At 71.9% G+C, this 25543-nt stretch carries 22 protein-coding genes; 9 read left to right on the plus strand and 13 right to left on the minus strand.

All coding sequences use genetic code 11. From position 1 onward, the window contains the following. Positions 1–666: 666 nt before the first annotated feature. On the plus strand, positions 667–1692 hold the full coding sequence (gene trpS / locus ACZ5Y0_RS13890) for a tryptophan--tRNA ligase (RefSeq protein WP_469128890.1): 1026 nt from the start codon (positions 667–669) through the stop codon (positions 1690–1692). Here trpS and ACZ5Y0_RS13895 read toward each other — a convergent pair. Next, a complete protein-coding gene (locus ACZ5Y0_RS13895; RefSeq protein ID WP_469128891.1) occupies positions 1632–2636 on the minus strand; it encodes a GlxA family transcriptional regulator in 1005 nt (334 codons plus the stop codon). The genes trpS and ACZ5Y0_RS13895 overlap by 61 nt on opposite strands. Before the next feature lie 115 nt (positions 2637–2751). On the opposite strand from ACZ5Y0_RS13895, the gene ACZ5Y0_RS13900 reads away from it, so the two are divergent. Next, a complete protein-coding gene (locus ACZ5Y0_RS13900) occupies positions 2752–3336 on the plus strand; it encodes a cysteine hydrolase family protein (protein WP_469128892.1) in 585 nt (194 codons plus the stop codon). Between the two features lie 38 nt (positions 3337–3374). Here the strand turns inward: ACZ5Y0_RS13900 and proC are convergent, their stop codons facing one another. From proC to ACZ5Y0_RS13930, 6 genes are all read right to left on the minus strand, one after another. After that, the gene (proC, locus tag ACZ5Y0_RS13905; protein WP_469128893.1) at positions 3375–4187 is read right to left on the minus strand and encodes a pyrroline-5-carboxylate reductase; all 813 of its coding nucleotides are present in this window, start codon (positions 4185–4187) and stop codon (positions 3375–3377) included. 253 nt (positions 4188–4440) lie between these two features. Next, entirely contained in the window at positions 4441–5223 is a 783-nt protein-coding gene (locus tag ACZ5Y0_RS13910) for an ABC transporter permease (protein WP_469128894.1), read from the minus strand. Then, the gene (locus tag ACZ5Y0_RS13915) at positions 5220–6056 is read right to left on the minus strand and encodes an ABC transporter ATP-binding protein (protein WP_469128895.1); all 837 of its coding nucleotides are present in this window, start codon (positions 6054–6056) and stop codon (positions 5220–5222) included. The genes ACZ5Y0_RS13910 and ACZ5Y0_RS13915 overlap by 4 nt, the downstream gene beginning before the upstream one ends. Before the next feature lie 342 nt (positions 6057–6398). After that, on the minus strand, positions 6399–7169 hold the full coding sequence (locus ACZ5Y0_RS13920; RefSeq protein WP_469128896.1) for a class I SAM-dependent methyltransferase: 771 nt from the start codon (positions 7167–7169) through the stop codon (positions 6399–6401). A gap of 130 nt (positions 7170–7299) precedes the next feature. Beyond that, the gene (locus tag ACZ5Y0_RS13925) at positions 7300–7884 is read right to left on the minus strand and encodes an EamA/RhaT family transporter (protein ID WP_469128897.1); all 585 of its coding nucleotides are present in this window, start codon (positions 7882–7884) and stop codon (positions 7300–7302) included. Between the two features lie 169 nt (positions 7885–8053). Continuing rightward, complete coding sequence (locus ACZ5Y0_RS13930; RefSeq protein WP_469128898.1) at positions 8054–8392, minus strand: SH3 domain-containing protein; 339 nt, start codon at positions 8390–8392, stop codon at positions 8054–8056. Between the two features lie 182 nt (positions 8393–8574). Between ACZ5Y0_RS13930 and ACZ5Y0_RS13935 the strand changes: the two genes are divergently transcribed. Next, positions 8575–10716 carry a serine/threonine-protein kinase gene (locus tag ACZ5Y0_RS13935; protein ID WP_469128899.1) on the plus strand — a complete coding sequence of 714 codons (2142 nt, stop codon included), beginning with the start codon at positions 8575–8577 and terminating at the stop codon, positions 10714–10716. Positions 10717–10851: 135 nt separating this feature from the next. Here ACZ5Y0_RS13935 and ilvD read toward each other — a convergent pair whose 3' ends face one another. The 4 genes from ilvD to ACZ5Y0_RS13955 all read right to left on the minus strand — a co-directional run bounded on the left by ilvD (position 10852) and on the right by ACZ5Y0_RS13955 (position 15757). Beyond that, positions 10852–12705, minus strand: a complete 1854-nt coding sequence (ilvD, locus tag ACZ5Y0_RS13940) for a dihydroxy-acid dehydratase (RefSeq protein WP_469128900.1) — start codon at positions 12703–12705, stop codon at positions 10852–10854. A gap of 253 nt (positions 12706–12958) precedes the next feature. Next, positions 12959–13564, minus strand: a complete 606-nt coding sequence (locus ACZ5Y0_RS13945) for a TetR/AcrR family transcriptional regulator (RefSeq protein WP_469128901.1) — start codon at positions 13562–13564, stop codon at positions 12959–12961. Then, positions 13561–14385, minus strand: coding sequence for a sugar phosphate isomerase/epimerase family protein (locus tag ACZ5Y0_RS13950; protein ID WP_469128902.1), 825 nt, complete (start codon positions 14383–14385; stop codon positions 13561–13563). The genes ACZ5Y0_RS13945 and ACZ5Y0_RS13950 overlap by 4 nt, the downstream gene beginning before the upstream one ends. Positions 14386–14824: 439 nt before the next feature. Then, positions 14825–15757 carry a Ppx/GppA family phosphatase gene (locus ACZ5Y0_RS13955; protein WP_469128903.1) on the minus strand — a complete coding sequence of 311 codons (933 nt, stop codon included), beginning with the start codon at positions 15755–15757 and terminating at the stop codon, positions 14825–14827. Between the two features lie 95 nt (positions 15758–15852). On the opposite strand from ACZ5Y0_RS13955, the gene ACZ5Y0_RS13960 reads away from it, so the two are divergent. Then, positions 15853–16821, plus strand: a complete 969-nt coding sequence (locus ACZ5Y0_RS13960) for a DUF3109 family protein (RefSeq protein WP_469128904.1) — start codon at positions 15853–15855, stop codon at positions 16819–16821. A gap of 85 nt (positions 16822–16906) precedes the next feature. Here ACZ5Y0_RS13960 and ACZ5Y0_RS13965 read toward each other — a convergent pair whose 3' ends face one another. Further along, positions 16907–18619: a BACON domain-containing protein gene (locus ACZ5Y0_RS13965; protein WP_469128905.1), complete on the minus strand. Its 1713-nt coding sequence runs from the start codon at positions 18617–18619 to the stop codon at positions 16907–16909. 314 nt (positions 18620–18933) lie between these two features. Here ACZ5Y0_RS13965 and radA point away from each other — a divergent pair, with 314 nt between their 5' ends. Beyond that, the gene (radA, locus tag ACZ5Y0_RS13970; protein WP_469128906.1) at positions 18934–20343 is read left to right on the plus strand and encodes a DNA repair protein RadA; all 1410 of its coding nucleotides are present in this window, start codon (positions 18934–18936) and stop codon (positions 20341–20343) included. Positions 20344–20424: 81 nt separating this feature from the next. After that, positions 20425–21549, plus strand: a complete 1125-nt coding sequence (gene disA, locus ACZ5Y0_RS13975; RefSeq protein ID WP_469128907.1) for a DNA integrity scanning diadenylate cyclase DisA — start codon at positions 20425–20427, stop codon at positions 21547–21549. Between the two features lie 282 nt (positions 21550–21831). Here the strand turns inward: disA and ACZ5Y0_RS13980 are convergent, their stop codons facing one another. After that, on the minus strand, positions 21832–22656 hold the full coding sequence (locus ACZ5Y0_RS13980) for a hypothetical protein (protein ID WP_469128908.1): 825 nt from the start codon (positions 22654–22656) through the stop codon (positions 21832–21834). A gap of 315 nt (positions 22657–22971) precedes the next feature. Between ACZ5Y0_RS13980 and ACZ5Y0_RS13985 the strand changes: the two genes are divergently transcribed. The 3 genes from ACZ5Y0_RS13985 (at position 22972) to ACZ5Y0_RS13995 (ending at position 25452) form a co-directional block, all read left to right on the plus strand. Then, positions 22972–23961, plus strand: coding sequence for an HhH-GPD family protein (locus tag ACZ5Y0_RS13985; RefSeq protein WP_469128909.1), 990 nt, complete (start codon positions 22972–22974; stop codon positions 23959–23961). A gap of 301 nt (positions 23962–24262) precedes the next feature. Next, positions 24263–24805, plus strand: a complete 543-nt coding sequence (locus ACZ5Y0_RS13990; RefSeq protein WP_467510194.1) for a SigE family RNA polymerase sigma factor — start codon at positions 24263–24265, stop codon at positions 24803–24805. Then, positions 24790–25452 (plus strand): hypothetical protein, encoded by a 663-nt coding sequence (locus ACZ5Y0_RS13995; protein ID WP_469128910.1) that lies wholly within the window; start codon positions 24790–24792, stop codon positions 25450–25452. Before ACZ5Y0_RS13990 ends, ACZ5Y0_RS13995 begins: the two co-directional genes overlap by 16 nt. Positions 25453–25543 lie beyond the last annotated feature (91 nt).

Genomic DNA, 25543 nt, shown 5'->3' on the forward strand with positions numbered 1-25543 from the left:
GGACGCTTCCTTTGTACTCACCCGAGAGACTCTCTCAGGCTTTCCTCCGGGCGCTTCCCTTCGGTCTTGCGTTTCCGACTCTATCAGACCGTTTCTCGATCCGATTTCCTCGGTGCTTTCCAGGTTCCCGCTTTTGTTTCGCGGTTTCCTTTCCGGCGGTTCCGACTCTATCAGATCCTTTCGGCCCTGATTTCCCGTCAGAGGGGGTTCGTCTTCCCGGCCGTTGGGCCGTTCCGACGAGTGAGACTTTAGCGGATTCCCTGGCCCCGAAGCCAATCGGGGCTGCGTCCTTTCGAACGCGGATTCCTCATTTCGCGAATACGCACGCCAATGAGACGGCAGCAGACGAATCGAATGCTCACCGAACAGTGGTGGGTACTTGCGGAATGGCTGTCCGGGGACCGACCGGAGTCGGCGCTCACGTCGGACAACTCGGAGAACACTACGTATGCGCACGGGGTGTGTCAACCCGTGTCCTGGCGCACGCTCGAGGCGTAGCCTGTTCCGCATGACCACGCATACGTGCAGCACCCAGCTGTGGTGGGCCGCCTGACGGCGGCCGGACTGACGTGTGCACTCAACGGCCGCCGCCTCGGCGGCCGTTTCTGTTTCTCCCCCTGGAGGTCGGCCGGCCGGGCGCGGCGGCCTCGACCAGGAGGTGGAGAGATGAAGCGAGTCTTCAGCGGGGTCAAGCCGACCGGGCATCTGACGTTGGGGAACTACCTGGGGGCCATGCGGCGGTGGGCCGAGGTCGACCAGCATCGGGCGGACGCGCTGTTCTGCGTCGTCGATCTGCACGCCCTCACCGTCGACCACGACCCGGCGCGGGTGCGTCGGCTGAGTCGGCAGGCCGCGACGCTGCTGCTCGCGGCCGGGCTGGATCCGCAGTCGTGCACCCTCTTCGTACAGAGCCATGTGGACGAGCACGCGCGGCTGTCGTACGTGCTGGAGTGTGTGGCCACCGACGGCGAGATGCGGCGGATGATCCAGTACAAGGAGAAGGCCGCGCGGGAGCGTGAGCGCGGTGGAAGTGTGCGGTTGTCGCTGCTCACCTATCCGGTGCTGATGGCGGCGGACATCCTGGCGTACGGGACGGACGAGGTGCCGGTCGGGGACGACCAGACCCAGCACGTGGAGCTGACCCGGGATCTGGCGCTGCGGTTCAACCAGCGGTACGGGCAGGCGTTCGTGGTGCCCAGGGCCACCCATCCGGCGGTGGGGGCGCGGGTCATGAACCTCCAGGAGCCCACGTCGAAGATGGGCAAGAGCGAGGACTCCGGCCCCGGCATCGTCTATCTGCTGGACGAGCCGGACGTCGTGCGGAAGAAGGTCATGCGCGCCGTGACCGACAGTGGGCGCGAGGTCGAGTACGACCCGGAGGGGCGGCCCGGGGTCGCGAACCTGCTGGAGATCCTCGCGGCGTGCACGGGCGGGAATCCGGAGGCCCTGGCCGACGTGTACGAGTCGTACGGCGCTCTGAAGAAGGACACCGCGGAAGCTGTGGTGGAGGTCCTCAGCCCCGTGCGCGCCAGGCACAAGGAGCTGTGCGCCGACCCTGGGTTCGTGGAGGGGGTGCTGAGGGAGGGTGCGGAGCGAGCGCGGGCCATGGCCCGGCCGGTCGTGGACGGCGCCTACCGGGCGATCGGGCTGCTGCCCGCGGCCGCGGTGCCGGCGCTGAACGCCGCCCGGTAGGCGCGTGGGCTGCTGGCGAGGCGCGATGCGAAGTGCTGGCGCATCGTGACCTCGCTGCCGAAGCCCGCGCGGCGGGCGACCTCGGGCATGGGGAGGTCGGTGCGTTCGAGGAGCTTCTGGGCCGCGGCGAGGCGCTGGTCGAGGAGCCAGCGGAGCGGGGTGGTGCCGGTGGCCGCCGAGAAGTGACGGGCGAAGGAGCGCGGGGACATGCCGGCGCGAGCCGCGAGGTCGGCGACCGTGAGCGGTTCGTGGAGGTGGCGGAGCGCGTGTTCGCGGACGGCGGCGAGGGCGTCGGCGTCGCGGTCGGTGTGAGCTGTCGCGTGTTCGATGAACTGGGCCTGGGTGCCGGTGCGGAAGGGGGCGGTGACCATCGAGCGGGCGATGGTGGCGGCCGCTTCTGCACCGTGCGACCGGCGGACCAGGTGGAGGCAGAGGTCGATGCCGGCTGCCGTTCCGGCGGCGGTCCAGATGTTGTCGTCCTCGATGAAGAGGGCGTCGGGGACGACGGTGACCTCGGGATGGCGGGCGCGCAGGAGGTCGATCAGGTTCCAGTGGGTGATCGCGCGGCGGCCGTCGAGGAGGCCTGCCTGGGCGAGGGTGAAGGCTCCGCCGCAGAGGGCGGCGATGGTGGTGCCGCGGGCGTGGGCGCGGCGGAGGGCGTCGAGGACGGGTGGGGGTGCGGGAGTGAGGTGGTCGTCGAGGCCGGGGACCAGGATCAGGTCGGCGCGTGGCAGCCAGGAGAGGGTGCGGTCGGGGAGGAGGCTGAGTCCGCCACGCATGGGGACGGGCGTGGCGGGGTCGGACGCGACGCGACGCAGGTCGAAGGCGGGGGCGTCGCGGTCGGTGCGGTCGGTGCCCCAGACCTCGGTGATCACGGAGACGTCGAAGGCGCGGATGCCGGGGAAGGCGACGAGGGCGACGCGGTAGGCGCTCTCCTGTTCCATACGTCCCTCCTGCTCCGTGCGGGCGTCCTCCTGTTCCGCTGGATGGCAGTAAACCATCGATCGCTGACTTTCCGCCCACTGGGACGGGCGTGGTCCCAGCGGCAGGATCGAAGGCATGGACATCGCCGAGAACGCGGCCCTGGTGGTCGTGGACGTGCAGAAGGGCTTCGACGAGGCCGGGTTCTGGGGGGCCGGGAACAATCCGGGTGCCGACGACAACATCGCCTCGCTCATCGACGTATGGCAGGCCACGGGGCGGCCGGTCGTGTTCGTGCGGCATGACTCGGGCCAGCCGGAGTCGCCGCTGCGGCCGGGGTACGAGGGGAACGACTTCAAGGCTTACGTGGAGGAAAGGAGGGGCAAGGGGGCGGGGGCCGAACTGTTCCTCACGAAGACCGTGAACTCCGCCTTCTACGGGACGCCGGATCTGGACGCCTGGCTGAAGGCGGAGGGGATCGCGCAGTTCGTGCTGGCCGGAATCCAGACCAACATGTGCGTGGAGACGACCGCGCGGATGGGCGGGAATCTGGGGTACGACGTCGTGGTCGCCTACGACGCCACGTACACGTTCGACCTGGTGGGGCCGTTCGGCTGGCGGCGGAGCGCGGACGAGGTGGCGCAGGCGTCGGCGGTCTCGCTGCACGGGGGCGGCTTCGCGCGGGTCGTCACCACCGGGGAGGTGGTGGACGCGGCGAAGTGACCTCCCCGCTCGGGGGCGGGGAGGTGTGTCCTGCGTCGTCAGTCCTTGGTGCCGGCGGCCAGCTCGCGGCTGCGGTCGCGGGCGGCCTCCAGGGCGGCGATGAGGGCGGCCCGTACGCCGTGGTTCTCGAGTTCGCGAATGGCGCTGATGGTGGTACCGGCCGGGGAGGTGACGTTCTCACGGAGCCTGACCGGGTGTTCGCCGCTGTCGCGGAGCATCGTCGCGGCGCCGATCGCGGACTGGACGATGAGGTCGTGCGCCTTGTCGCGGGGCAGGCCGAGCAGGATGCCGGCGTCCGTCATCGCTTCCACCAGGTAGAAGAAGTACGCGGGGCCGGAGCCGGAGAGGGCCGTGCAGGCGTCCTGCTGCGACTCGGGGACGCGGAGCGTCTTGCCGACCGAACCGAAGATCTCCTCGGCGTGGGCGAGATGGTCGGCGGTGGCGTGGCTGCCGGCGGAGATGACGGACATGGCCTCGTCGACGAGGGCGGGTGTGTTCGTCATGACGCGGACGACGGGGACGCCGGAGGCGAGGCGCTCCTCGATGGAGGAGGTCGTGATGCCGGCGGCTCCGCTGATGACCAGGCGGTCGGCGGGAACGTGCGGGGCCAGCTCGTCGAGGAGGGCGCCCATGTCCTGCGGCTTGACCGTCAGAATGAGGGTGTCGGCGGTCTTGGCCGCTTCGGCGTTCGTGACCGGGGTGATGCCGTAACGGGCCCGGAGTTCCTCGGCGCGGTCCGCGCGGCGGGCGGTGACGAGGAGGTCGGCGGAGGGCCAGCCACCGCGGAGCATTCCGCTGAGAAGGGCTTCGCCGATCTTGCCGGTGCCTAGGACTGCGACTTTCTGGGACATGGCGGGGTCCTCCGGGGGGTTGCGTCGTCCGGGGTCATCCTCGCATCGGGGCGGGTACGGGAGTGGGGGCTGTCCGGTGGGTGGGCGTCGCGGTCGCCTCCGCCGCGCCCCCTGCCCTCCCCCCGCTTTCGGCTTGACTCGAGCGGGAATCCCCTCGGCCCCGGGGGCTGCGCGCCCGGATCCCTCCTCAGCGCCTGGAGGGGCCGCGTCGTCTCAAGCTCCCCGTGGGCGCCACCGGACGGGCTGGAGCAGGTCACGTCGTCCTGCGGCGCAGGGTCGCCGCTCCCAGGGTCAGGACCAGTACGGCGCAGCCCGCCACGATCAGGGCGTCTCGGACGAAGTCGGCTGTCATGTCCGTGTGGGTGAGGACCTCGTTCATGCCGTCGACCGCGTAGGACATGGGGAGGACGTTCGAGATGGCCTCCAGGGCGGGGTGCATGGTGTCACGGGGGGTGAAGAGGCCGCAGAGGAGGAGCTGGGGGAAGATCACCGCCGGCATGAACTGGACCGCCTGGAACTCGGACGCCGCGAAGGCCGAGACGAACAGGCCGAGGGCTGTGCCGAGGAGGGCGTCGAGCAGGGCGACCAGGAGGAGCAGCCAGGGGCTGCCCGTGACGTCCAGGTCGAGGAACCACAGCGCCAGGCCGGTGGCCAGGGCGGACTGGACGATCGCGAGGGCGCCGAAGGCCAGGGCGTATCCGGCGATCAGGTCGCCCTTGCCGAGGGGGAGGGCGAGGAGGCGTTCGAGGGTGCCCGAGGTGCGTTCCCGCAGGGTGGCGATGGAGGTGACCAGGAACATCGTGATGAGGGGGAAGATCCCGAGGAGGGACGCGCCGATGCTGTCGAAGGTGCGCGGGCTGCCGTCGAAGACATAGCGGAGCAGGAACAGCATCACGCAGGGGATGAGGATCATCAGGGCGATGGAGCGCGGGTCGTGGCGCAGTTGGCGCAGGACGCGGGCGGCGGTCGCGGTGGTGCGGGAGAGGTTGAGCGGGGTCGTGGGGACGGCGGGCAGCGGCTTGGCGCTCACGGTCATCGGGTCTCCTCCTTCTTGCGGGTCGCCTCGGCGGCCTCGTCGACCAAGTGCAGGAAGGCCGCCTCGACCGTGTCGGAGCCGGTGCGGACGCGGAGTTCGTCGGGGGTGCCGTCGGCGAGGATCTCGCCCTCGCGCATGAGCAGCAGGCGGTGGCAGCGCTCGGCCTCGTCCATGACGTGGGAGGAGACGAGGAGGGTGGTGCCTCGGGAGGCCGCGATGTGGTGGAAGAGGGTCCACAGGTCGCGGCGGAGGACCGGGTCCAGACCGACGGTCGGTTCGTCGAGGACGAGGAGTTCGGGGGCGCCGAGGAGGGCCACGGCCAGCGAGACGCGGTTGCGCTGGCCTCCGGAGAGGTTGCCGGCGAGGGCGTCGGCGTGGCTGGTCAGGTCGACGTCGGCGATGGCCTGGATCACCTTGTCGTGGCGGCGGTCGGCCGCCGCGCGGCCGGGGTCGAGGATCGCGGCGAAGTAGTCGAGGTTCTGACGCACGGACAGGTCGTCGTAGACGGACGGTGCCTGGGTGACGTAGCCGATGCGGGTGCGCAGGGCGGGGTGTCCGGCCGGGCGGCCGAGGACGTCCAGGGACCCGGTGACCTTGGCCTGGGTGCCGACGATCGCCCGCATCAGCGTCGATTTGCCGCACCCCGAGGGGCCGAGGAGGCCGGTGATCCGGCCACGCGGGACCGTGAAGTCGAGGGCGCGCAGGACCGTGCGGGTGCCTCGGACGACGGTGAGGGCCGAGGCGCTCACGGCGGGGGCGGTCGGGGCGGGGGCCGTGGGATCGGGCGCTGCGTCGTCGGGGGGCTCGGGGACGAGGTCCCTGTAATTCATCATGTGATGAATAATCTCTCCGAGGGTGGGGGTCGTCAAGCGGCGGATGGGAGTTGCGTTGGGGGCGTGCGAAGGCGCGTGGAAGGTGAGGGGCCCGGTTCGCCCGGCTGCGGCGTTACCGCGTGCATGCCCGCGAGGGGCGCTCACGGGGAGCCGGGCTGGCGCTGGAAGCCGAGCGCCGGGCGCTCACGGGCGCGGGGCGCTCGCGGATGCGTTGCGCGCTCTGGACCTCGCTCCGAGACGTGACGGTCCGGCCGGAGCCGGGCGGGCTGCGACGGGTGGATCACGCGAGTGCGGCGGCCCTGGAGGGGTGGGCCGCCGCACGGGAGAGGAAGGGAGAACGGATCAGGGGCGGGTGGCGAGCAGCAGCCCGACGTCGTAGGTCTCCTCGACCACGCCGTCGGGGAAGACGGCCAGGAGGTGTGGCCGCTCCGCCTCGACGAAGGCGGCGGTGCTCTCCTCGCCGTGCACCAGGAACAGCGAGTGGCTGCTGATGTTCGCGAGGTGGGTGCCGATGGGGACGCGGCGGCTCCAGCGGAGGCGGCGGCTGCGGAAGTCCAGGCGGTCGCCACAGGTGGCGAGGGCGTCGTGCGTACCGTCGCCGTTCCCGCCCAGCGCCGGGTCGAGGCCGAAGTGACGCCCGATGCGGTCTGATTGCGCGTCGATCCACGGTACGTCGAGCGCGGCCGCGTTCCACCAGAGCGCGAGGGCGCCGCCCGGGCGCAGGACGCGCAGGGCCTCCGGGATCGAGCGGTCCGGGTCGGTCCAGTGCCAGGACTGCGCGTAGGTGAGGAAGTCGAGGGAGGCGGTCGCGAGGGGGAGGTGGTTGCCGTCGCCGCGGACGATCGGCACGTCGGGGAGATCCTGGCGGAACCGCTCCGCCATGCCGTCCCCCGGCTCGACGGCCACGACCCGGGCGCCGCGGGCGTGCAGGAGGGCTGTTCCGATGCCGGTGCCCGCGCCTATGTCGGCGACGCACGCGCCGGCCAGCGGGCGGCCGGCCATGTCCTCGATCGTCTCGAAGAGGGCCGCGGGGTAGGAGGGGCGATTCGCGGCGTACAGGGCCGCGGCGGCGTCGAAGGAGCGAGCCCGGAGCGTCCTGGAGGCAGGGGTCATGGGGCCATGGTGGCGGGAGGGGGCGAGAGGAAGCAGAGGGCCGGGGTTCTGCCGTGGGGGCGGCGCGGTGGTACGGGAGGGGGCCCTCCCGCCGGCTTCACGATCCGGGTGGTTCCGCGTCCAGTGGTCTTCAGGAGCGACGGCGCCTCTTCGACGGGTTGCGGGTGCGGCGGGCGGTGCGGCGTTCGTGTTCCGTGCGGGCCGCCTCGTACTCCTCGCGGTGCAGCTTCTCGCCGGGGGCCTCCGTGAGCGAGCGGAAGAAGTAGGCGAGAAGGGAACCGACGAACCCGATGGCCAGCAGGCCGCGCAGGGAGGCCTGCCGGTCGGGGTCGGGGCGCTTGCTGAAGCCGTCCCAGGTGTTCCGGAAGGCCAGGGCGCTGGAGATCGCGAACATGACGACGACCAGCACGGTCACGAAGCCGCCGGTGCCGGCGAGCGCGACGCCCTCGTAGGCGAAACGCAGGACGAGGCAGGAGGCGACCGCGGCGGCGAGCGAGCCGATGGCCACGCCGATCCGCCGGAGCGTGTAGCCGTGGTCGTGGTGCACCCAGGTCGCCCCGAAGAAACGGAGCGGCTCTGGGCGGGGGGCGGCGGGGGCGCCCGCGGCCGGGGAACCGGCCGGGAGGCCGGAGGGAACCGCCTCACGGACAGTGGGGGCCGCCTCGGTGCCCGGGGAACCCGCCTCGGTGCCCGGGGTGCCGTTGTCGTCGCTCACGGGACGATTATGGCTCCGGGCCGGACGGGCTCCCCGGCAGGGTGCGCGGGCGAGTGCGCGCGGGCTCCCTGCCGAGCCCGCCGGGTCGGGTGCGCGGGTGGGGCGTGCGGCCGGGTGGGCTCCCGGCCGGGTGCGCGTATGGGCTCCCGGCCGGGTCTGTGCGGTCGGGTCAGGCGCAGCGGGGCGCTATGTAGCCGTCGCTGCCCGTCCTCACGTACGCGTCCGAGACGAACTGGCTGTCGGCGATGTTGTCCCAGATGTTCGTCGTGCCGTACGGGCCGGTGACCGAGGTGCCGGGCGTCTGGCAGAAGATCGGGACCTTCGTGCCCTCGGGCAGGACCTTGACGATCGGGTAGCTGGTGGCCGGTCCGCTGCGCACGTTGAGGCGGACCCCGGGCGCGATCGGGTAGTACGTCAGCCCCGCCGTCGCGGCCTGCGCCTCGACGCCACCCCCGGCTGCCTCGGCTGCCTCAACCTCTTCGACTTCATCCACGCGGTCGACAGACATGAAAGAACCTCCCCCGTCAGACCCCATGACTTCCATGGGGTCACGTTGATTCCCCGGAATCAAGCCATGAAACACATGTGCACGATTGGCACTTCAGGGCTGGCAAGCCGCCTCGGTCCCGTACGCGTCATCGACTAGGCTCCGTGCGTCGCGCGCGCGGACGAACAGCACGGGGGTGGTCCATGGCGCCACAGCACAACGCCGGAGCGGGCGCGGAAGCGGAACTTCCGGAGTACGCCGGTCACTACCACCTGGAATCCTGCCTGGGCGCGGGCGGCATGGGCGTGGTCCATTTGGCCCGCAGCACCTCGGGCATGAAGGTCGCGGTGAAGGTCGTACACGCCGAATTCGCGCGGGATCCCGAGTTCAGGGGGCGGTTCCGGCAGGAGGTGGCGGCCGCGCGGCGAGTGAGCGGTGCCTTCACCGCGCCCGTCGTCGACGCCGATCCGGAGGCCGAACGGCCGTGGATGGCCACGCTGTTCATTCCCGGCCCGACCCTGTCCGAACATGTGAAGCGGAATGGACCCATGGGTCCGGGTGAGTTGCGGCGGCTGATGGCCGGGCTCGCGGAGGCGCTGCGGGACATCCACCGGGTCGGGGTGGTGCACCGGGATCTGAAGCCCAGCAACGTTCTGCTCGCCGAGGACGGTCCGAAGGTCATCGACTTCGGCATCTCGCGGCCGAAAGACAGCGAACTGCGCACCGAGACGGGAAAGTTGATCGGGACGCCGCCGTTCATGGCGCCGGAGCAGTTCCGGCGGCCGAGGGAGGTCGGGCCAGCCGCCGACATCTTCGCGCTCGGGTCCGTGCTGGTGCACGCGGCGACCGGGCGGGGGCCGTTCGACTCGGACAGCCCGTACGTCGTCGCCTACCAGGTGGTGCACGACGAGCCCGATCTGACCGGCGTGCCGGAGAGCCTGGCGCCGATGGTGATGCGCTGCCTGGCGAAGGAGCCCGAGGACCGGCCGACACCGGACGAGTTGATGCGGGAGCTGCGGTCGGTGGCCGCCTCGTACGACACGCAGGCGTTCATACCGGCACAGCGTTCACCCGATGGCACGTGGGAGCCGGCCGAGTCGTCGCCGGCACCGCGGTCGTCGCAGGGCGAGGACTCGGGCGCGGTTCGGGTGGGCGTTCGGTGGCGTGGCCGGCGGCGGCAGCTCGCCGTCGCCCTGGGTTCGCTGATGCTCGTCGTGGGCGGCGGGTTCGCCTCCGTCCAGGTTTTCGGCGAGGACACGGACGGGGCTGCCCAAGGCACGGGCGGGTCGCGGTCCGCCGCCGACACCTTCGCCCCGTGGGCGACCCGCCCGGCGGGGGGCGACGGTCTGCCTCAGTGCGTGTACGACGCGCGACGGCTGCTCTGCGCCCGGGAGGGACGGGTGTACGCCCTCGACGCGTCCGACGGGCACGTGCTGTGGCGGCACGCACTGTCCCGCCGCGACAAGCCCCGCGAGGCGCCGGTCGTCGCGGGTGGGCTGGCGCATCTGCTCACCCACTCGGGCGAGCGCGTCGAGGCCCTCGACCCCGCGTCGGGCGAGGTGCGCTGGGAGCGGGACGTGTCGACGTACCAGGGTGTCCGGTACGCCGCGGGGACCCTGTTGCTGACGGCGGCCGACGGCACGGTGACCGGGGTGGACGCCGCGTCCGGGCGGACCGGGTGGAGCCGGCGGATTCCGGGGGTGGGCGATCCCTACTTCGTGTCCTTCCCCGGGGACTCCCTGGTCTACGCGACCAGCACCTCCGGCGAGGGACGGACCCGGGTCACCGCGGTGGACCCGGCCACGGGGGACGTGCGCTGGGACGAGCGGTTCGACGAGACGTTGACGCTGGTGGGCGCCGCGGACGGGAGCGTCGTACTGCTGGCGGAGGGCGGGGGCTACGGCATGACCGACGCCGTGATCCGTTTCTCCCCCGGGACCAGGACCAAGGAATCACGGCGGGTCGCGCTGTCCGTCGCGCTCCAGCAGCCGAGCGCGGCCGTGTACGGGGACCGGATCTACCTCATGACGTACGACGGTGCTCTCGTGGCCGTCGACACCCGCGAGGAGAAGCCGCTGTGGTCCCTCCAGACGGCCGTGAGCAGGGGATCGGTGCCGACCGTGGACGGCGCGCACGTGTACTTCAGCGCTCCCGACGGCCGCCTCCTCGCCGTCGACGCCAAGGCGGGGAAGCTGGTCGGCCAGACGGAGCTGCGGCTCGGCGCGCACTCCGACGAGGTGGTCAGCACGCTGCCCGCGCCCGAGGTCGCCGACGGGCGCGTCTACGCCGGGGCACCCGACGGAACGGTGTTCGCGGTGGACGGGCGTGATCCGTCGGGCTGGTGAGGCCCGTGCGGGAGCCACGTGGACCTCGCCCCATGCCACAGCGGAACAGCGAAGCGAAAGGGAGAGGGAGCGAAGGAGTGGAGAGGGAAGGGCCGCCCCGGTGACGGAGACGGCCCTTCGCGGTTCGGCCGGGCGTCAGCCCAGCTTCGACACGTCCCGCACCGCGCCCTTGTCGGCGCTCGTGGCCATCGCGGCATAGGCACGCAGGGCGGCGGAGACCTTGCGCTCCCGGTTCGACGGGGCGTACACACCGTTCAACGCCCGGTCACGGCGCGCGAGTTCCGTCTCGTCGACGAGCAGCTCGATCGTGCGGTTCGGGATGTCGATGCGGATGCGGTCGCCGTCCTCGACGAGGGCGATGGTGCCGCCGGAGGCCGCCTCCGGGGAGGCGTGGCCGATGGACAGGCCCGAGGTGCCGCCGGAGAAACGGCCGTCGGTGATCAGGGCGCAGGTCTTGCCGAGGCCGCGGCCCTTGAGGAAGGACGTCGGGTAGAGCATCTCCTGCATGCCGGGGCCGCCCTTGGGGCCCTCGTAGCGGATCACGACGACGTCGCCGTGGGTGATCCGCTTGTTGAGGATCTTCTCCACGGCCTCCTCCTGCGACTCGCAGACGACCGCGGGGCCCTCGAACGTCCAGATCGACTCGTCGACGCCGGCCGTCTTCACCACGCAGCCGTCGACGGCGAGGTTGCCCTTGAGGACCGCCAGGCCGCCGTCCTTGGAGTACGCGTGCTCGGCGGAGCGGATGCAGCCGTTCTCGGCGTCCTCGTCGAGGGCCTCCCAACGCTCGGACTGGGAGAAGGCCACGGCGGAGCGGACGCAGCCGGGGGCCGCGTGCCACATTTCCACCGCCTCGGCGCTCGGCGAGCCGCCGCGGACGTCCCAGGTCTTCATCCAGTCCGCCAGGGACGGGCTGTGGACCGCGTGCACGTCCTCGTTCAGCAGGCCGGCGCGGTGCAGCTCGCCGAGGAGGGCGGGGATGCCGCCGGCGCGGTGCACGTCCTCCATGTAGTACGTGCGGTTCTTGGCGACGTTGGGTGCCACCTTGGCCAGGCAGGGGACCCGGCGGGACACCGCGTCGATCTCGTTGAGGCCGAACGGGACGCCCGCCTCCTGGGCCGCCGCCAGCAGGTGCAGGATCGTGTTGGTGGAGCCGCCCATCGCGATGTCCAGCGCCATAGCGTTCTCGAACGCGGCGATGGTGGCGATGTTGCGCGGCAGGACCGTCTCGTCGTCCTGCTCGTAGTAGCGGCGGGTGATGTCCATGACCGTGCGGGCGGCGTCGACGTAGAGGCCCTTGCGCGCGGTGTGGGTGGCCAGGATCGAGCCGTTGCCGGGCAGGGAGAGGCCGATGGCCTCGGTCAGGCAGTTCATCGAGTTGGCCGTGAACATGCCGGAACAGCTGCCGCAGGTCGGACAGGCGTTCTCCTCGATACGGAGGATGTCCTCGTCGGAGATCTTGTCGTTCACGGCGTCGGAGATCGCGTCGACCAGGTCGAGCGTGCGGACCGTGCCGTCGACGAGGGTGGCGCGGCCGGACTCCATCGGGCCGCCGGAGACGAAGACCGTCGGGATGTTCAGGCGCAGGGCCGCCATGAGCATGCCCGGCGTGATCTTGTCGCAGTTGGAGATGCAGATCAGGGCGTCGGCGCAGTGCGCCTCGACCATGTACTCCACGCTGTCCGCGATCAGGTCGCGGGAGGGCAGGCTGTACAGCATGCCGCCGTGGCCCATCGCGATGCCGTCGTCGACGGCGATCGTGTTGAACTCGCGCGGGATGCCGCCGGCCTCGGTGATCGCCTCGCTGACGATCCGGCCGACCGGCGCCAGGTGCGTGTGGCCGGGCACGAACTCGGTGAAGCTGTTGGCCACCGCGATGATCGGCTTCCGGCCGATGTCCGCACCGGGTACACCGGAGGCGCGCATAAGGGCGCGGGCGCCCGCCATGTTGCGACCGTGGGTGACTGTGCGGGACCTCAGCTCGGGCATCGTCGCTCGCTCCTTCAGACAGGTAGGGCTGTTCCTGAGCGTACGCCGCTCATCCAGGGAGCGGGACGAGGTGTCCGGAATACGGGATGCGCGTCTCGGGCCGCACCTCGCGCCGGGCCTCGTGCTCCGCCTCGCGCCGGGCCTGCCGGCCTCGTGCTCCGCCTCGCGCCCGGCCTGCCGGCCTCGCCTCGCGTTGCGGCTCGTGGCTCACCTCGCGCCGCGTCGCGAGCCGCTTGCGAGCTGCGTCGCGCGCTCAGGGGCCGGTGAGGTGGCCCTGCACCACCGGTGCCACGCGCGCGACGATCTGCTCCACGTCCGCCGACGCCAGCGGTTCCACCTTGATCACGTACCGCAGCATCGCCGTACCGACCAGCTGTGCGGCCGCCAGTTCGGCGCGCAGCTCGGCGTCCGGGACGTCGAGCTGGGCCGCGATGCGGCGCAGCAGCTGCGCGGCGACGAGACGGCGGAAGACGGCGGCCGCGGTCTCGTTGTTGACAGCCGAGCGGACGATCGCCAGCAGCGGCATGCGCGTGGCGGGGTTCTCCCAGACGCCGAACATGAACCGGGTCAGCCGCTCCCCGGCCTGGTCCAGCGGTACGTCGGCGATCGCGTCCGGGCCGTCGAGCACGGGCGCGACGGCGACCTCGACCGCCGCCGCGAAGACCTGTTCCTTGGTGCCGAAGTAGTGGTGCACGAGCGCCGAGTCCACCCCTGCGGCCTTCGCGATGCCCCGGACGGTCGACTTCTCGTAGCCCCGCTCGGAGAACTCCTCGCGGGCCGCCGCGAGGATGCGGTCGCGGGTGTCGGCGGACTCCGCGCGCGGAGGGCGGCCGCGGCGGCGCCCGACGGTGTCGGTCACCGGCGGGGCACCTTCACCGCCGACGCCAGGTGCAGGCGCGTGAAGGCCAGGGCCTCCGCGAGATCGGCCTCACGTTCGGCGCCGGACATCGCGCGCCGGGTGTTGACCTCGATGACGACGTGCCCGTCGAACCCGCTCAGCGCGAGCCGTTCCAGCAGCTCGGCACAGGGCTGCGAGCCACGGCCGGGAACGAGGTGCTCGTCCTTGGCCGAGCCATTGCCGTCGGCGAGGTGCACATGACCGAGCCGGTCGCCCATGCGGTCGACCATGTGCATCGCGTCCGTACGGGCGGTGGAGGCGTGGCTGAGGTCGATCGTGAAGTGCCGGTAGTCGTCCTTCGTCACGTCCCAGTCGGGCGCGTACGCGAGCATCTCGCGGTCACGGTAGCGCCAGGGGTACATGTTCTCGACGGCGAACCGTACGTCCGTCTCGTCCGCCATCCGCCAGATCCCCTGGACGAAGTCGCGCGCGTACTGGCGCTGCCAGCGGAAGGGCGGATGGACGACCACGGTGCTCGCGCCCAGCTTCTCGGCCGCGGCGCGGGCCCGCTGGAGCTTGACCCACGGGTCGGTCGACCACACGCGCTGCGTGATCAGCAGGCAGGGAGCATGTACGGCGAGGATCGGTACGCGGTGGTAGTCGCTGAGTCTGCGGAGCGCGCCGATGTCCTGGCTGACCGGGTCGTTCCACACCATGATCTCGACGCCGTCGTAACCGAGGCGCGCCGCGATCTCGAAGGCCGTCGCCGTCGACTCCGGGTAGACCGAGGCAGTCGACAGGGCGACCTTCGCATCCGGGATGCGCACGACTGGCTCTGCCATGCAGGACAGATTACGGGGTTCGATGACCGGACTGCGGGGTGCCTCCTCGCCGTTGTGGCGCATGCCACGGGTGGGGTGGCCGGGTTCGGTCGGCCGGGCGGCGCGGGGTCGGGGTCCCTGGGCGATGGGCCGGGGCGGCCGTGCCGGGTTGCTCCCGTACACGCGGCCGTGCGGCCGTGCTCGGTTGCTCGTGTGCACTGCTCGCGTTCACGCGCGTGCGCCGAGCCCGGTTGCTGTGCACTGCTCGCGTTCACGTGCGTGCGGCCGTGCTCGGTTGCTCGGGTACACGCGTGCCCGGCGGACGTTTCCGGATCGCGTCTCGTCCTGTTGCGTCTCGGTTGCCGCGTCGCGTCTCGCTTGTTCGGTCACGTCTCGTTGCGTCATGTCTCGTGCGTCACGCCACGCGGGTGTGCGGGCGCTTCCCGCCCCTGGCGGTGCGTTACGGCGGACCCATGTGGTCGAGCTTCCGCAGGATCACGCCCTCCCGGAGCGCCCACGGACAGATCTCCAGGACCTCCACCCCGAACAGGTCCATCGCTCCCTCGGCGACCAACGCGCCCGCCAGCAGCTGGCGCGCGCGGCCCTCGGAGACGCCCGGCAGCTCCGCGCGCTGGGCGGTGGTCATGCCGGCCAGGCGGGGCACCCAGGCCTCCAGGGACTCCCGCTTCAGCTCACGCTGGACGTAGGGGCCGTCGGCGGAGCGGGCGGCGCCGGCGAGGCGGGCGAGCTGCTTGAAGGTCTTCGACGTGGCGACGACGTGATCGGGCGAGCCGATGCGGTTGAACTCCCCGACGGTCCGGGCGATCTCGGCGCGCACGTGCCGCCGCAGCGCTCGTATCTGCTCGGGTTCGGGCGGGTCCCCGGGCAGCCAGCCGGCCGTGAGCCGGCCCGCGCCGAGCGGGAGGGACACGGCCGCGTCGGGCTCCTCGTCGAGGCCGTAGGCGATCTCGAGGGAGCCGCCGCCGATGTCCAGGACCAGCAGCTTGCCGACCGACCAGCCGAACCAGCGGCGGGCCGCGAGGAAAGTGTGCCGGGCCTCCTCCTCGCCGCTGAGGACCTGAAGCTCGACACCGGTCTCGGCCTGCACGCGCGCGAGGACGTCATCGGCGTTGCTGGCCTCACGAACGGCGGAGGTCGCGAACGGCAGCACGTCCTCGACACCCTTGTCCTCGGCGGCCTGAAGGGCCTCCTTGACGACGGCGATCAGTTTGTCGACGCCCGCGCGGCCGATCGCGCCGCTGTCGTCGAGAAGTTCGGCAAGGCGCAGTTCGGCCTTGTGCGAGTGCGCGGGCAGCGGACACGCGCCCGGATGCGCGTCCACCACCAGCAGATGCACCGTGTTCGATCCCACGTCGAGGACACCGAGTCTCATGGAGGGCACGCTACTGCCAGCCGTCCTGACCTCGGCCCCGGGTGCGCATCCTGAGACAGTCCCGTTGCCGCGCGTGGGCGACTTACCCTGGACGGGTGCCAAAGACGAAAAAGGCGAAGGACGAAAAGGCTGACAAAGCCGCCGAATCCACCAGATCCGCCGGATCCGCCAAGGGTTCTCCGGGTTCTTCGCGGGTGAAGTCATCGAAGAAGTCGCGCAAGGCCCTCGAAGCGGACGAGAAGGGCCTCGACTTCGCCCGCGCGTGGGTCGAGTTCCCCGATCCCGCGGACGACGATCAGATCTTCCGGTGCGATCTGACCTGGCTGACCTCTCGCTGGAACTGCATCTTCGGCAGCGGCTGCCAGGGCATCCAAGCCGGCCGCGCGGACGACGGCTGCTGCACGCTGGGCGCGCACTTCTCCGACGAGGACGACGAGAAGCGCGTGGCGGAGCACGTGGCGCGGCTCACTCCTGACATCTGGCAGCACCACGACGAGGGCGTACGCGACGGCTGGATCTCGGAGGACGACGAGGGCTCCCGGCAGACCCGCCCGTTCAACGGCTCGTGCATCTTCCAGAACCGCCCGGGCTTCGCCGGCGGCGCCGGCTGCTCGCTGCACATCCTCGCCCTCCAGGAGGGCCGCGAGCCGTTGGAGACCAAGCCGGACGTCTGCTGGCAGCTGCCGGTGCGGCGGACGTACGACTGGATCGACCGGCCCGACGACACGCGCGTGCTCCAGGTGTCGATCGGCGAGTACGACCGGCGCGGCTGGGGTCCGGGCGGACACGACCTGCACTGGTGGTGCACGTCGGCGACCTCGGCGCACGGCGCGGGCGACCCGGTGTACGTCTCCTACCGGCCGGAGCTGATCGAGCTGATGGGCAAGGCCGGCTACGACCGCCTGGTCGAACTGTGCGAGGAGCGGCTCGCCTCACGGCTGCCGTTGCTCGCCCCGCACCCGGCGGACCCGGTGCCGGCACCAGGTGCGGTGGACCGGGTGGAAGCCGTCGATCCCCTCGGTCCGACCGCTCCCGTGAGTCCCGTGAAGCCCATGATCCCGTGAGCCCGTGCATGCGACCGTCCGAGGCCCTCGGCCCGGCTCTCCGGAGCCGGGTCGGCTCGCGTCCCGGCCCGGCGGTAGGCCCGGCCTACGACGTGGGCGGGCTCGGGTCATCGCTGCCGCCGGACGGCGGGGTGGAGCCGCCCGAGTCGGACGGCGACGGGTCGGTGGGCGTGGGCTCGGGGTCGGCGGAGGTCGGCGGGTCGCTGGGCGTGGGATCGGTGGAGGGCGGTGCCGTCGGGGTCGGCTCCGGGTGGGACGAGGGGGGCGGACCGCTCGGCTTGGGGCGCGGGTCCGCAGGGCTCGGCGCGGCACCGTAGCCATCGATGGAGACGACGGCGCCGGCCGGCGAGATCGCCACGCGCGCGTGCCAGTGTCCGGCGGGCTCGCGCAGATGATCGACGTACACCTTGACCGTGACCGATTCGCCGGGCTGGAGTGTGCCCGTGGTGCGGCTCAGGTAGAGCCAGGAGGCGCCGGTCGTCGCCGACCAGCGGACCGGCCCGTCGGCGTCCCCGGCCGCGGTCAGGGTGATCAGGGTGGTGTCACCGCGGTTCCCGGCCGTGACGGACAGGTGGCCCGCGCCCGTGTCGCCGAGTCCGTGGACGCTGACGACCTCCACGGAGACGTCGGGCTCGTCGCCCTCGGAGAAGCGGGAGCCGGGCCGGGTGCTGGCGTTGCCGGCGTTCTGGTAGCCGCCCGACCCGTCTCCGTCGAGGGTGTCGGGGCCCTGCGCCTCACTGGTGGTGCGCGAGCGGCCGTCGGAGTCGGCGGTCGGTGTGCCCCGGTAGGCCGCCCAGAGGGCGAGGACGGGCGCGGCGACGACGGTGGCGACGACCGTCGTCGTGACGGCACGCGCGCGGAGGCGGTCCCGCCGGGCGGCGCGGTCCTTGGGGTCCATGGGGAAGCCGCGCCGGTCGAAGCGCGGCACCGCGGCACCCCGCGCGCGTGGGAGGCGCGCCAGGACGTCGTACAGGGCCGTGCGGGGGGCTTGCAGGACGGGCAGCTCGGCGGGTGTGACCACGGCCCCGGGCCAGCGGCCGGGGACCGCACGCTCCGCGGCCCGGCGGCAGCGCGGGCAGTCGTCCACGTGTCGGACTAGTTCGCGGCGCAGCGCGGCACTGAGCACGAACTGGTGGTCGCCGGTGAGGCGGGCCACGCCGGGGCAACCGCCGGTCTCGACGACGGCCAGGGCCGCACGCGTGCGTTCGACCTCGCAGGCGGCGGAGGAGAGCAGCTCGCGGGCCGCGGCGACCTCCAGGCCGAGAACGGCCGCCACCTCGTGTGCGGCGAGATGGTGCCGTACGGCGAGCTCGAGCGCCTCGCGCTGCTCCGGGCTGGTGCCCGCGGCCTCCGGCCAGGCCAGCAGGGCGAGTTCGCGGCGGCGCCGCTCCTGGAGGTCGTCGGGCACGGGCTCGGGGGTGGGCTCCGCGCCGCTCTCCCGGTGGGCGCTGTGCCGACCCGGCGCGTGTGCGCCTGGACGTTTCCGCTTGGCGTCGGCCAGCTTGCGCAGGCAGGCCCAGCGGGCCAGCGCGTAGAGCCAGGCCCTGCGGTCGTCGGCGGCGTCCGGGACGCGTTGTCCGCGCCGCTCGGTCAGCGCCAGGACGTCGCCGAGGGCCGCCGTGGCGGCGTCGTGGTCGCACAGGACGGACAGACAGTAGGTGAACAGGCCGTCGAGGTAGGGCTCGTATCGATCGGGTGTGCGCTGCGCCAGCGTGCGCGCCGCAGCGCGGTCGCGCGCCTCCCGGTGCGCCCGGTGTGCACCGGTCGTGCGGGTCGGGGTTTCCGGACTGCTGCTCATCACCCGTGCGACCGTAGGCGCCGCGGAACGACCTCTTCTGCCCCCTTGAGCCGTTTTAATCCGTACGGGTGAAACGATCCCTCATAAGGGGACAGGAAGACGGAGTCGAGTGGCTCATTCGTCACGGGGTGTGGCTGATTCGCAGGGGTGAGGTGTGTCCGGCCGGGGGGGCGGCCGGGCACACCTCACCCGGTGTTCGCCGCTCCGAGGGGGGCGGGTGCGGCGAACGCCACCTCGCAGTGGCGTCTGCCCCGGCGGGCGGGCCTTATGCACAGGCATCTCACGTTGTCGGACCCTGCGGTTACGGTTTCCCCATGGCTGCCCGTACGAAGACCACCAAGGACCGTCCGTCCTACCGCTGCACGGAGTGCGGGTGGCAGACGGCGAAGTGGCTCGGCCGCTGCCCCGAATGCCAGGCCTGGGGCACGGTCGAGGAGTACGGCGCGCCCGCGGTCCGTACGACGGCACCCGGCCGCGTCACCACCTCCGCCCTGCCCATCGGCCAGGTCGACGGACGACAGGCCACCGCCCGCCCCACCGGTGTGCCCGAGCTGGATCGCGTGCTGGGCGGCGGCCTGGTCCCGGGGGCCGTCGTCCTCCTGGCCGGCGAGCCGGGCGTCGGCAAGTCCACGCTCCTGCTCGACGTGGCCGCCAAGGCCGCGAGTGACGAACACCGCACGCTGTACGTGACGGGCGAGGAGTCGGCGAGCCAGGTCCGGCTGCGGGCCGACCGCATCGGCGCCATCGACGACCACCTCTATCTCGCCGCGGAGACGGACCTGGCCGCCGTCCTCGGCCACTTGGACGCCGTGAAGCCGTCGCTGCTGATCGTCGACTCGGTGCAGACGGTGGCATCCCCGGAGATCGACGGCGCCCCCGGCGGCATGGCCCAGGTCCGCGAGGTCGCCGGCGCGCTGATCCGCGCCTCGAAGGAGCGCGGCATGTCCACGCTGCTGGTGGGCCATGTCACCAAGGACGGCGCGATCGCCGGCCCGCGCCTGCTCGAACACCTCGTGGACGTCGTGCTGTCCTTCGAGGGCGACCGGCACGCGCGCCTGCGCCTCGTGCGCGGCGTCAAGAACCGCTACGGCGCCACCGACGAGGTCGGCTGCTTCGAACTGCACGACGAGGGCATCACAGGCCTGACCGATCCGAGTGGACTTTTCCTGACCCGTCGTGACGAACCGGTCCCCGGCACCTGTCTGACGGTCACCCTGGAGGGCCGCCGCCCCCTGGTCGCCGAGGTGCAGGCGCTCACCGTCGACTCACAGATCCCCTCGCCCCGCCGCACCACGTCCGGCCTGGAGACCTCCCGCGTCTCCATGATGCTCGCGGTCCTGGAGCAGCGGGGCAGGATCAGCGCGCTCGGCAAGCGGGACATCTACTCCGCGACGGTCGGCGGAGTGAAGCTCTCCGAGCCCGCGGCGGACCTGGCGATCGCCCTCGCGCTGGCCTCCGCGGCGAGCGACACCCCCCTGCCCAAGAACCTCGTCGCGATCGGCGAAGTGGGCCTCGCGGGCGAGGTCAGACGGGTCACGGGCGTTCAGCGCAGACTCGCCGAGGCGCACCGCCTGGGCTTCACGCACGCGCTCGTACCGGGCGATCCCGGCAAGATCCCCGCGGGGATGAAGGTCCTCGAAGTCGCGAACATGGGGGACGCCCTGCGGGTGCTCCCGCGCTCCCGTAAGCGAGAGGCCCCGCGGGAGGCGGAGGAGCGCCGGTAGACTTTGCCCAGGTCTCGCCCGTCCGTACGAACCGAGTGCGCGAAACGCGAGCACCCCAGAACCTGTGACCGGAGGAGTGCAGTGGCAGCCAACGACCGGGCGGCAGCTCCCGGAAAGTCCGGTGGGAGTTCCGGTGCCGACGGCCTGATGCGTGCCGCCCTGAGCGCGGTGGCTCCCGGCACAGCCCTGCGCGACGGCCTGGAACGGGTTCTCCGCGGCAACACCGGCGGACTCATCGTGCTCGGTTCCGACAAGACGGTCGAGACCATGTGCACGGGCGGATTCGTCCTCGACGTCGAATTCACGGCCACGCGCCTGCGTGAGCTGTGCAAGCTCGACGGCGGCATCGTGGTCTCCTCCGACCTGTCCAAGATCCTGCGGGCCGGCGTGCAGCTGGTGCCCGACCCGACGATCCCCACGGAGGAGACGGGCACCCGCCACCGCACGGCGGACCGCGTCAGCAAGCAGGTCGGCTTCCCCATCGTCTCGGTGTCCCAGTCCATGCGTCTGATCGCGCTCTACGTCGACGGCCAGCGCCGCGTCCTTGAGGACTCCGCGGCGATCCTGTCCCGCGCGAACCAGGCGCTCGCGACCCTGGAGCGCTACAAGCTCCGTCTGGACGAGGTCGCGGGAACGTTGTCAGCGCTGGAGATCGAGGACCTGGTGACGGTCCGGGACGTCTCGGCGGTGGCGCAGCGACTGGAGATGGTGCGGCGCATCGCCACCGAGATCGCCGAATACGTGGTCGAGCTGGGCACCGACGGCCGTCTTCTCGCCCTCCAGCTCGACGAGTTGATCGCGGGCGTGGAGCCGGAGCGCGAGCTGGTGGTCCGGGACTATGTTCCGGAGCCCACCGCCAAGCGTTCCCGCACGGTCGACGAGGCGCTGTACGAGCTGGACGCGCTCACCCACGCGGAGCTTCTCGAAATGTCCACGGTGGCCCGCGCGTTGGGCTACACCGGCTCCCCGGAGGCGCTCGACTCGGCGGTGTCCCCGCGCGGCTTCCGCCTGCTGGCCAAGGTCCCCCGCCTCCCCGGCGCGATCATCGACCGCCTGGTGGAGCACTTCGGCAGCCTTCAGAAGCTCCTCGCGGCAAGCGTCGACGACCTTCAGGCGGTCGACGGCGTGGGCGAGGCGCGGGCGCGCAGCGTGCGGGAAGGTCTGTCCCGCCTGGCGGAGTCGTCCATCCTGGAGCGGTACGTCTGAGGCCTGCGGTACCCCCGAGGCGTGCGGGGTCTCCGAGGTGGGTGTCCCTCCGAGGCATGCGGTACCTGTGAGGCGTGCGGTGTCTCCGAGGCGGGGTCCGTTTGGGGCGTGCGGTTACTGCGAGGCCTTGGACCCGTCCGAGGCGTGCGGTACCTCTCCGGCGCCGCCTCTGCTTCCTCCGGGAGGAACCGGTACCTCAGCGCCTGTCAGGTGAAGCGGTACCCCGAGGCGGCGTGGGTGACCCCGCTCCCCGATCCAGGGACGACGGCCGCGGCGCCTCGCTCAGTCCTGCTCCAGCACGAACGAGGTCTGCGCCTTCGTGAACCCGGGTGCCTTCGCCTCCACCAGGTACGTCCCGGCTCCGGCGACGCCGGCCGGGGGCGTCGCGCACTCCGGCGCACTCGGCTTCCGGTCCCACGTCACCGTGTAGGTGAAGCTGCTCCCGGCCGGTACCCGGTACAGCATGCTCGCGGACCCCTTCGGACAGTCGGCGGACGACCAGTAGTCCTCGGGGCCGCCTGCCGGAGTGATCGTCAACACCGCCTTCTTCGGCCCGAGATCGACCTTGCAGTCACTTCCGGAGGAGTTCTTCGCCGTCAGCCGGAACGTGGGCTTCTGGTCCGGCGAGTACGTGTTGCGGACGCTGCGCAGGCTCAACGTGACCACGTTCGCGGTGCAGTTGGGCAGTGTCGTACCGGCCGGCAGTGTCGTACCCGAAGCGCTGCCGTTGGAACCGTCGTCCGTGCCACCGGATCCCGCCGAGCCGGCACCGCCCGTGTCCGCGCCCCCGGTTCCGGCACCGTCACCCGAGCCGGTGCCCGAACCCGAACCCGAACCCGAACCGCCGGAATCCTCGTCACCCGACTCGTCGCGCCCACCCGGCCTTTGGCTGATCGCCGGCCCGGACCCGGACGGCCCCGGCGTGATGGAGGGCGCGGGATTCTTGCCGTTGGAGCCGTCCGCCCCGTTCTTGCCGCCACCCCCGCCCGAACTGACCACCCACGTGACCAGCAACGCCAACAGGGCGAACACGGACAGCAGTACGACCCTCCGTCGCCAGTAGATGGAGGAGGGAAGCGGCCCGACCGGATTGCGCAGAGATCCCACGGCGCAAACTGTACGAGAGATCCTTGCGTTCCCCGGTCCCACCCGCCGCGCCGCCCACAACTTTTACGGATCATCATCCCGGACACCGCTGCACCGCCGCCGACTTGGCTCCCTCCCCCACCACCCCGGTCACCGGGCGTCACATCAGCGGCCCGCGCCGACCACGGTGCGTGACAGCGCACTTCTTCGCCCCCTCGCTCCTCGCTCCGCGGCCACGCCCGCGGCCCACGCGCGCCGACACTTCCCGCACCACCCCGCCCCACCGGTGGTGCCACGCGCGCGTGTCCCTCCGCGCATGGCAGGATCGGAAGCGCCATGACTGCGCCCACGAAGCCCCCGCACAGCAGCCCCACCGACACCGTCCCCAGCCCGTCCCCCGGAGAACAGCCGACGCCGGCCACGACCGACCCGACGGCCGCCGGACGTGCCTCCGCAGAGCGCCTGCACTCCCCCGTCATCGACTGGTTCGAGGACCATGCCCGCGACCTGCCCTGGCGACGCCCCGAGGCCGGCGCCTGGGGAGTGATGGTCAGCGAGTTCATGCTCCAGCAGACGCCGGTCAGCCGCGTCCTGCCGGTCTACGAGCAGTGGCTCGCCCGCTGGCCGCGTCCCGCCGACCTGGCCGCCGAGGCTCCCGGCGAGGCCGTACGCGCGTGGGGCCGGCTCGGCTATCCGCGCCGCGCCCTGCGGCTGCACGGCGCCGCGGTGGCCATAACGGAACGACACGGCGGTGATGTACCGGCGGACCACGCGCAACTGCTGGCTCTGCCCGGCATCGGCGAGTACACGGCCGCCGCCGTCGCCTCCTTCGCTTACGGGCAGCGGCACGCCGTGCTGGACACCAACGTCCGCCGGGTGTTCGCGCGCGCGGTCACCGGGGTGCGGTATCCGCCGAACGCCACCACGGCGGCCGAGCGCAAGCTGGCGCGCGCCCTGCTGCCCGAGGACGAGAAGATCGCCGCGCGCTGGGCCGCCGCGTCCATGGAGCTGGGCGCGCTCGTCTGTACGGCACGGAACGAGGCCTGCCCCCGCTGCCCGATCGCCGCCCAGTGCGCCTGGCGGCTCGCGGGCAAGCCGGAGCACGACGGTCCGGCGCGCCGCGGTCAGACGTACGCAGGTACGGACCGGCAGGTGCGCGGCAAGCTGCTCGCCGTACTGAGGGAGGCCCACACGCCCGTGCCGCAGGCGGCACTCGACCGGGTGTGGCACGAGCCGGTGCAACGCGCGCGTGCGCTGGACGGCCTCGTCGCGGACGGTCTGGTGGAACCGCTGCCGGGCGGCCTGTACCGGCTGCCGCTCACCTGACGCACAGTCAGTTCACAGCCGGGCGATGGCGCCGGGGCCGCAGTCGGCCCTCCGCCACGGCCGATCTGAGGGCGTATCCACTCAAATCGGCCACATCGAGTTCTCTTCCTTACCCCTGACCTGCCTCCGTTACACAACCGACGGACAGCCGACTGCTAGCCGCAGGCTGCCTCGCACAGTGTCGTGACAACAGCTCCGTAGCTTCCTTCGTGTGCCCGGCAGCTACACCCGGGCCACAGACCACGAGCGGGAGACCGGCGGACGACAGCCAGCCGGAACGGGGATACGGAGGCGGTTGATCATGGCGCACGGAGAGGTGCTCGAGTTCGAGGAGTACGTCCGCACCCGGCAGGACGCGCTGCTGCGCAGTGCCCGCCGACTGGTCCCGGACCCCGTGGACGCCCAGGACCTCCTCCAGACCGCGCTGGCCCGTACGTACGGCCGCTGGGACGGCATCGCGGACAAGCGGCTGGCGGACGCCTACCTGCGCCGGGTCATGATCAACACGCGGACCGAGTGGTGGCGGGCCCGCAAGCTGGAGGAAGTCCCCACCGAGCAGCTGCCTGACGCCAGCGTGGACGACTCGACCCAGCAGCACGCGGACCGCGCGCTGCTGATGGACGCGATGAGGGTGCTCGCTCCGAAGCAGCGCAGCGTCGTCGTCCTGCGACACTGGGAGCAGATGTCCACGGAGGAGACGGCCGCCGCGCTCGGCATGTCGGCCGGTACGGTCAAGAGCACGCTGCACCGGGCGCTCGCCCGGCTCCGCGAGGAGCTGGAGGCCCGCGATCTGGACGCACGCGCGCTGGAGCGTGAGGAGCGGGAGCGTTGCACGGCGGCCTGAGCGAGGCCGGGCCCTCACCGGCCCGAGGCACCTTCCAGGCGGTGATCACGGCGTTGGCCGTGCTCGCCGCCCTCGGCCTTTCCCTGTCCTCGTGCGCCACCGGCGGCACCGGCGCCCGTGACGAGGGCCCGGCGCACGCCGGAGCGGCCGTCGGCGCCACCGCCTCCCCGTCGGACGCTCCCACGGACGTCCCCGACCGCACCGACGCCGTCCGGCTCGTCCAGGACGACCCCGAGGTCTCGGCAGAGGTCAAGCGCGAACTGAAACCGTGCGTCGGCGACGAGTACCCGGTCGACGTCTCCTTCGGCGACCTCACCGGCGGCGCCGAGAGCGACGTCGTCGTCAACGTGCTGACCTGCGGTGACGCCGTCGGGGTCGGATCGTATGTGTACCGGGAGAAGAGTGGCCGGTACGAGAACGTGTTCAAGGCGGAGGAACCCCCGGTCTACGCCGAGATCGACCGCGGCGACCTGGTGGTGACCAAGCAGGTGTACGAGAAGGGCGACCCCGTCTCCAGCCCCTCCGGCGAGAACGTGATCACGTACCGCTGGACGGCCGCGGACCGCTTCGTCAAGGAGTACAGCTGGCACAGCGACTACAGCAGCGTCGTGGGCGGGGACGCGACGCCGGTACCGGAGAGCGGCTGACGGACTCGCACCTGGGGCCCGGCATCGGCCTCGCATCCCCGTATCCCGTTCCTCCGCGAAACAAATCCGCCGTGGCGTGAACCGTCAGGAC

It is taken from the genome of Streptomyces sp. NPDC033216 (genome assembly GCF_055577115.1).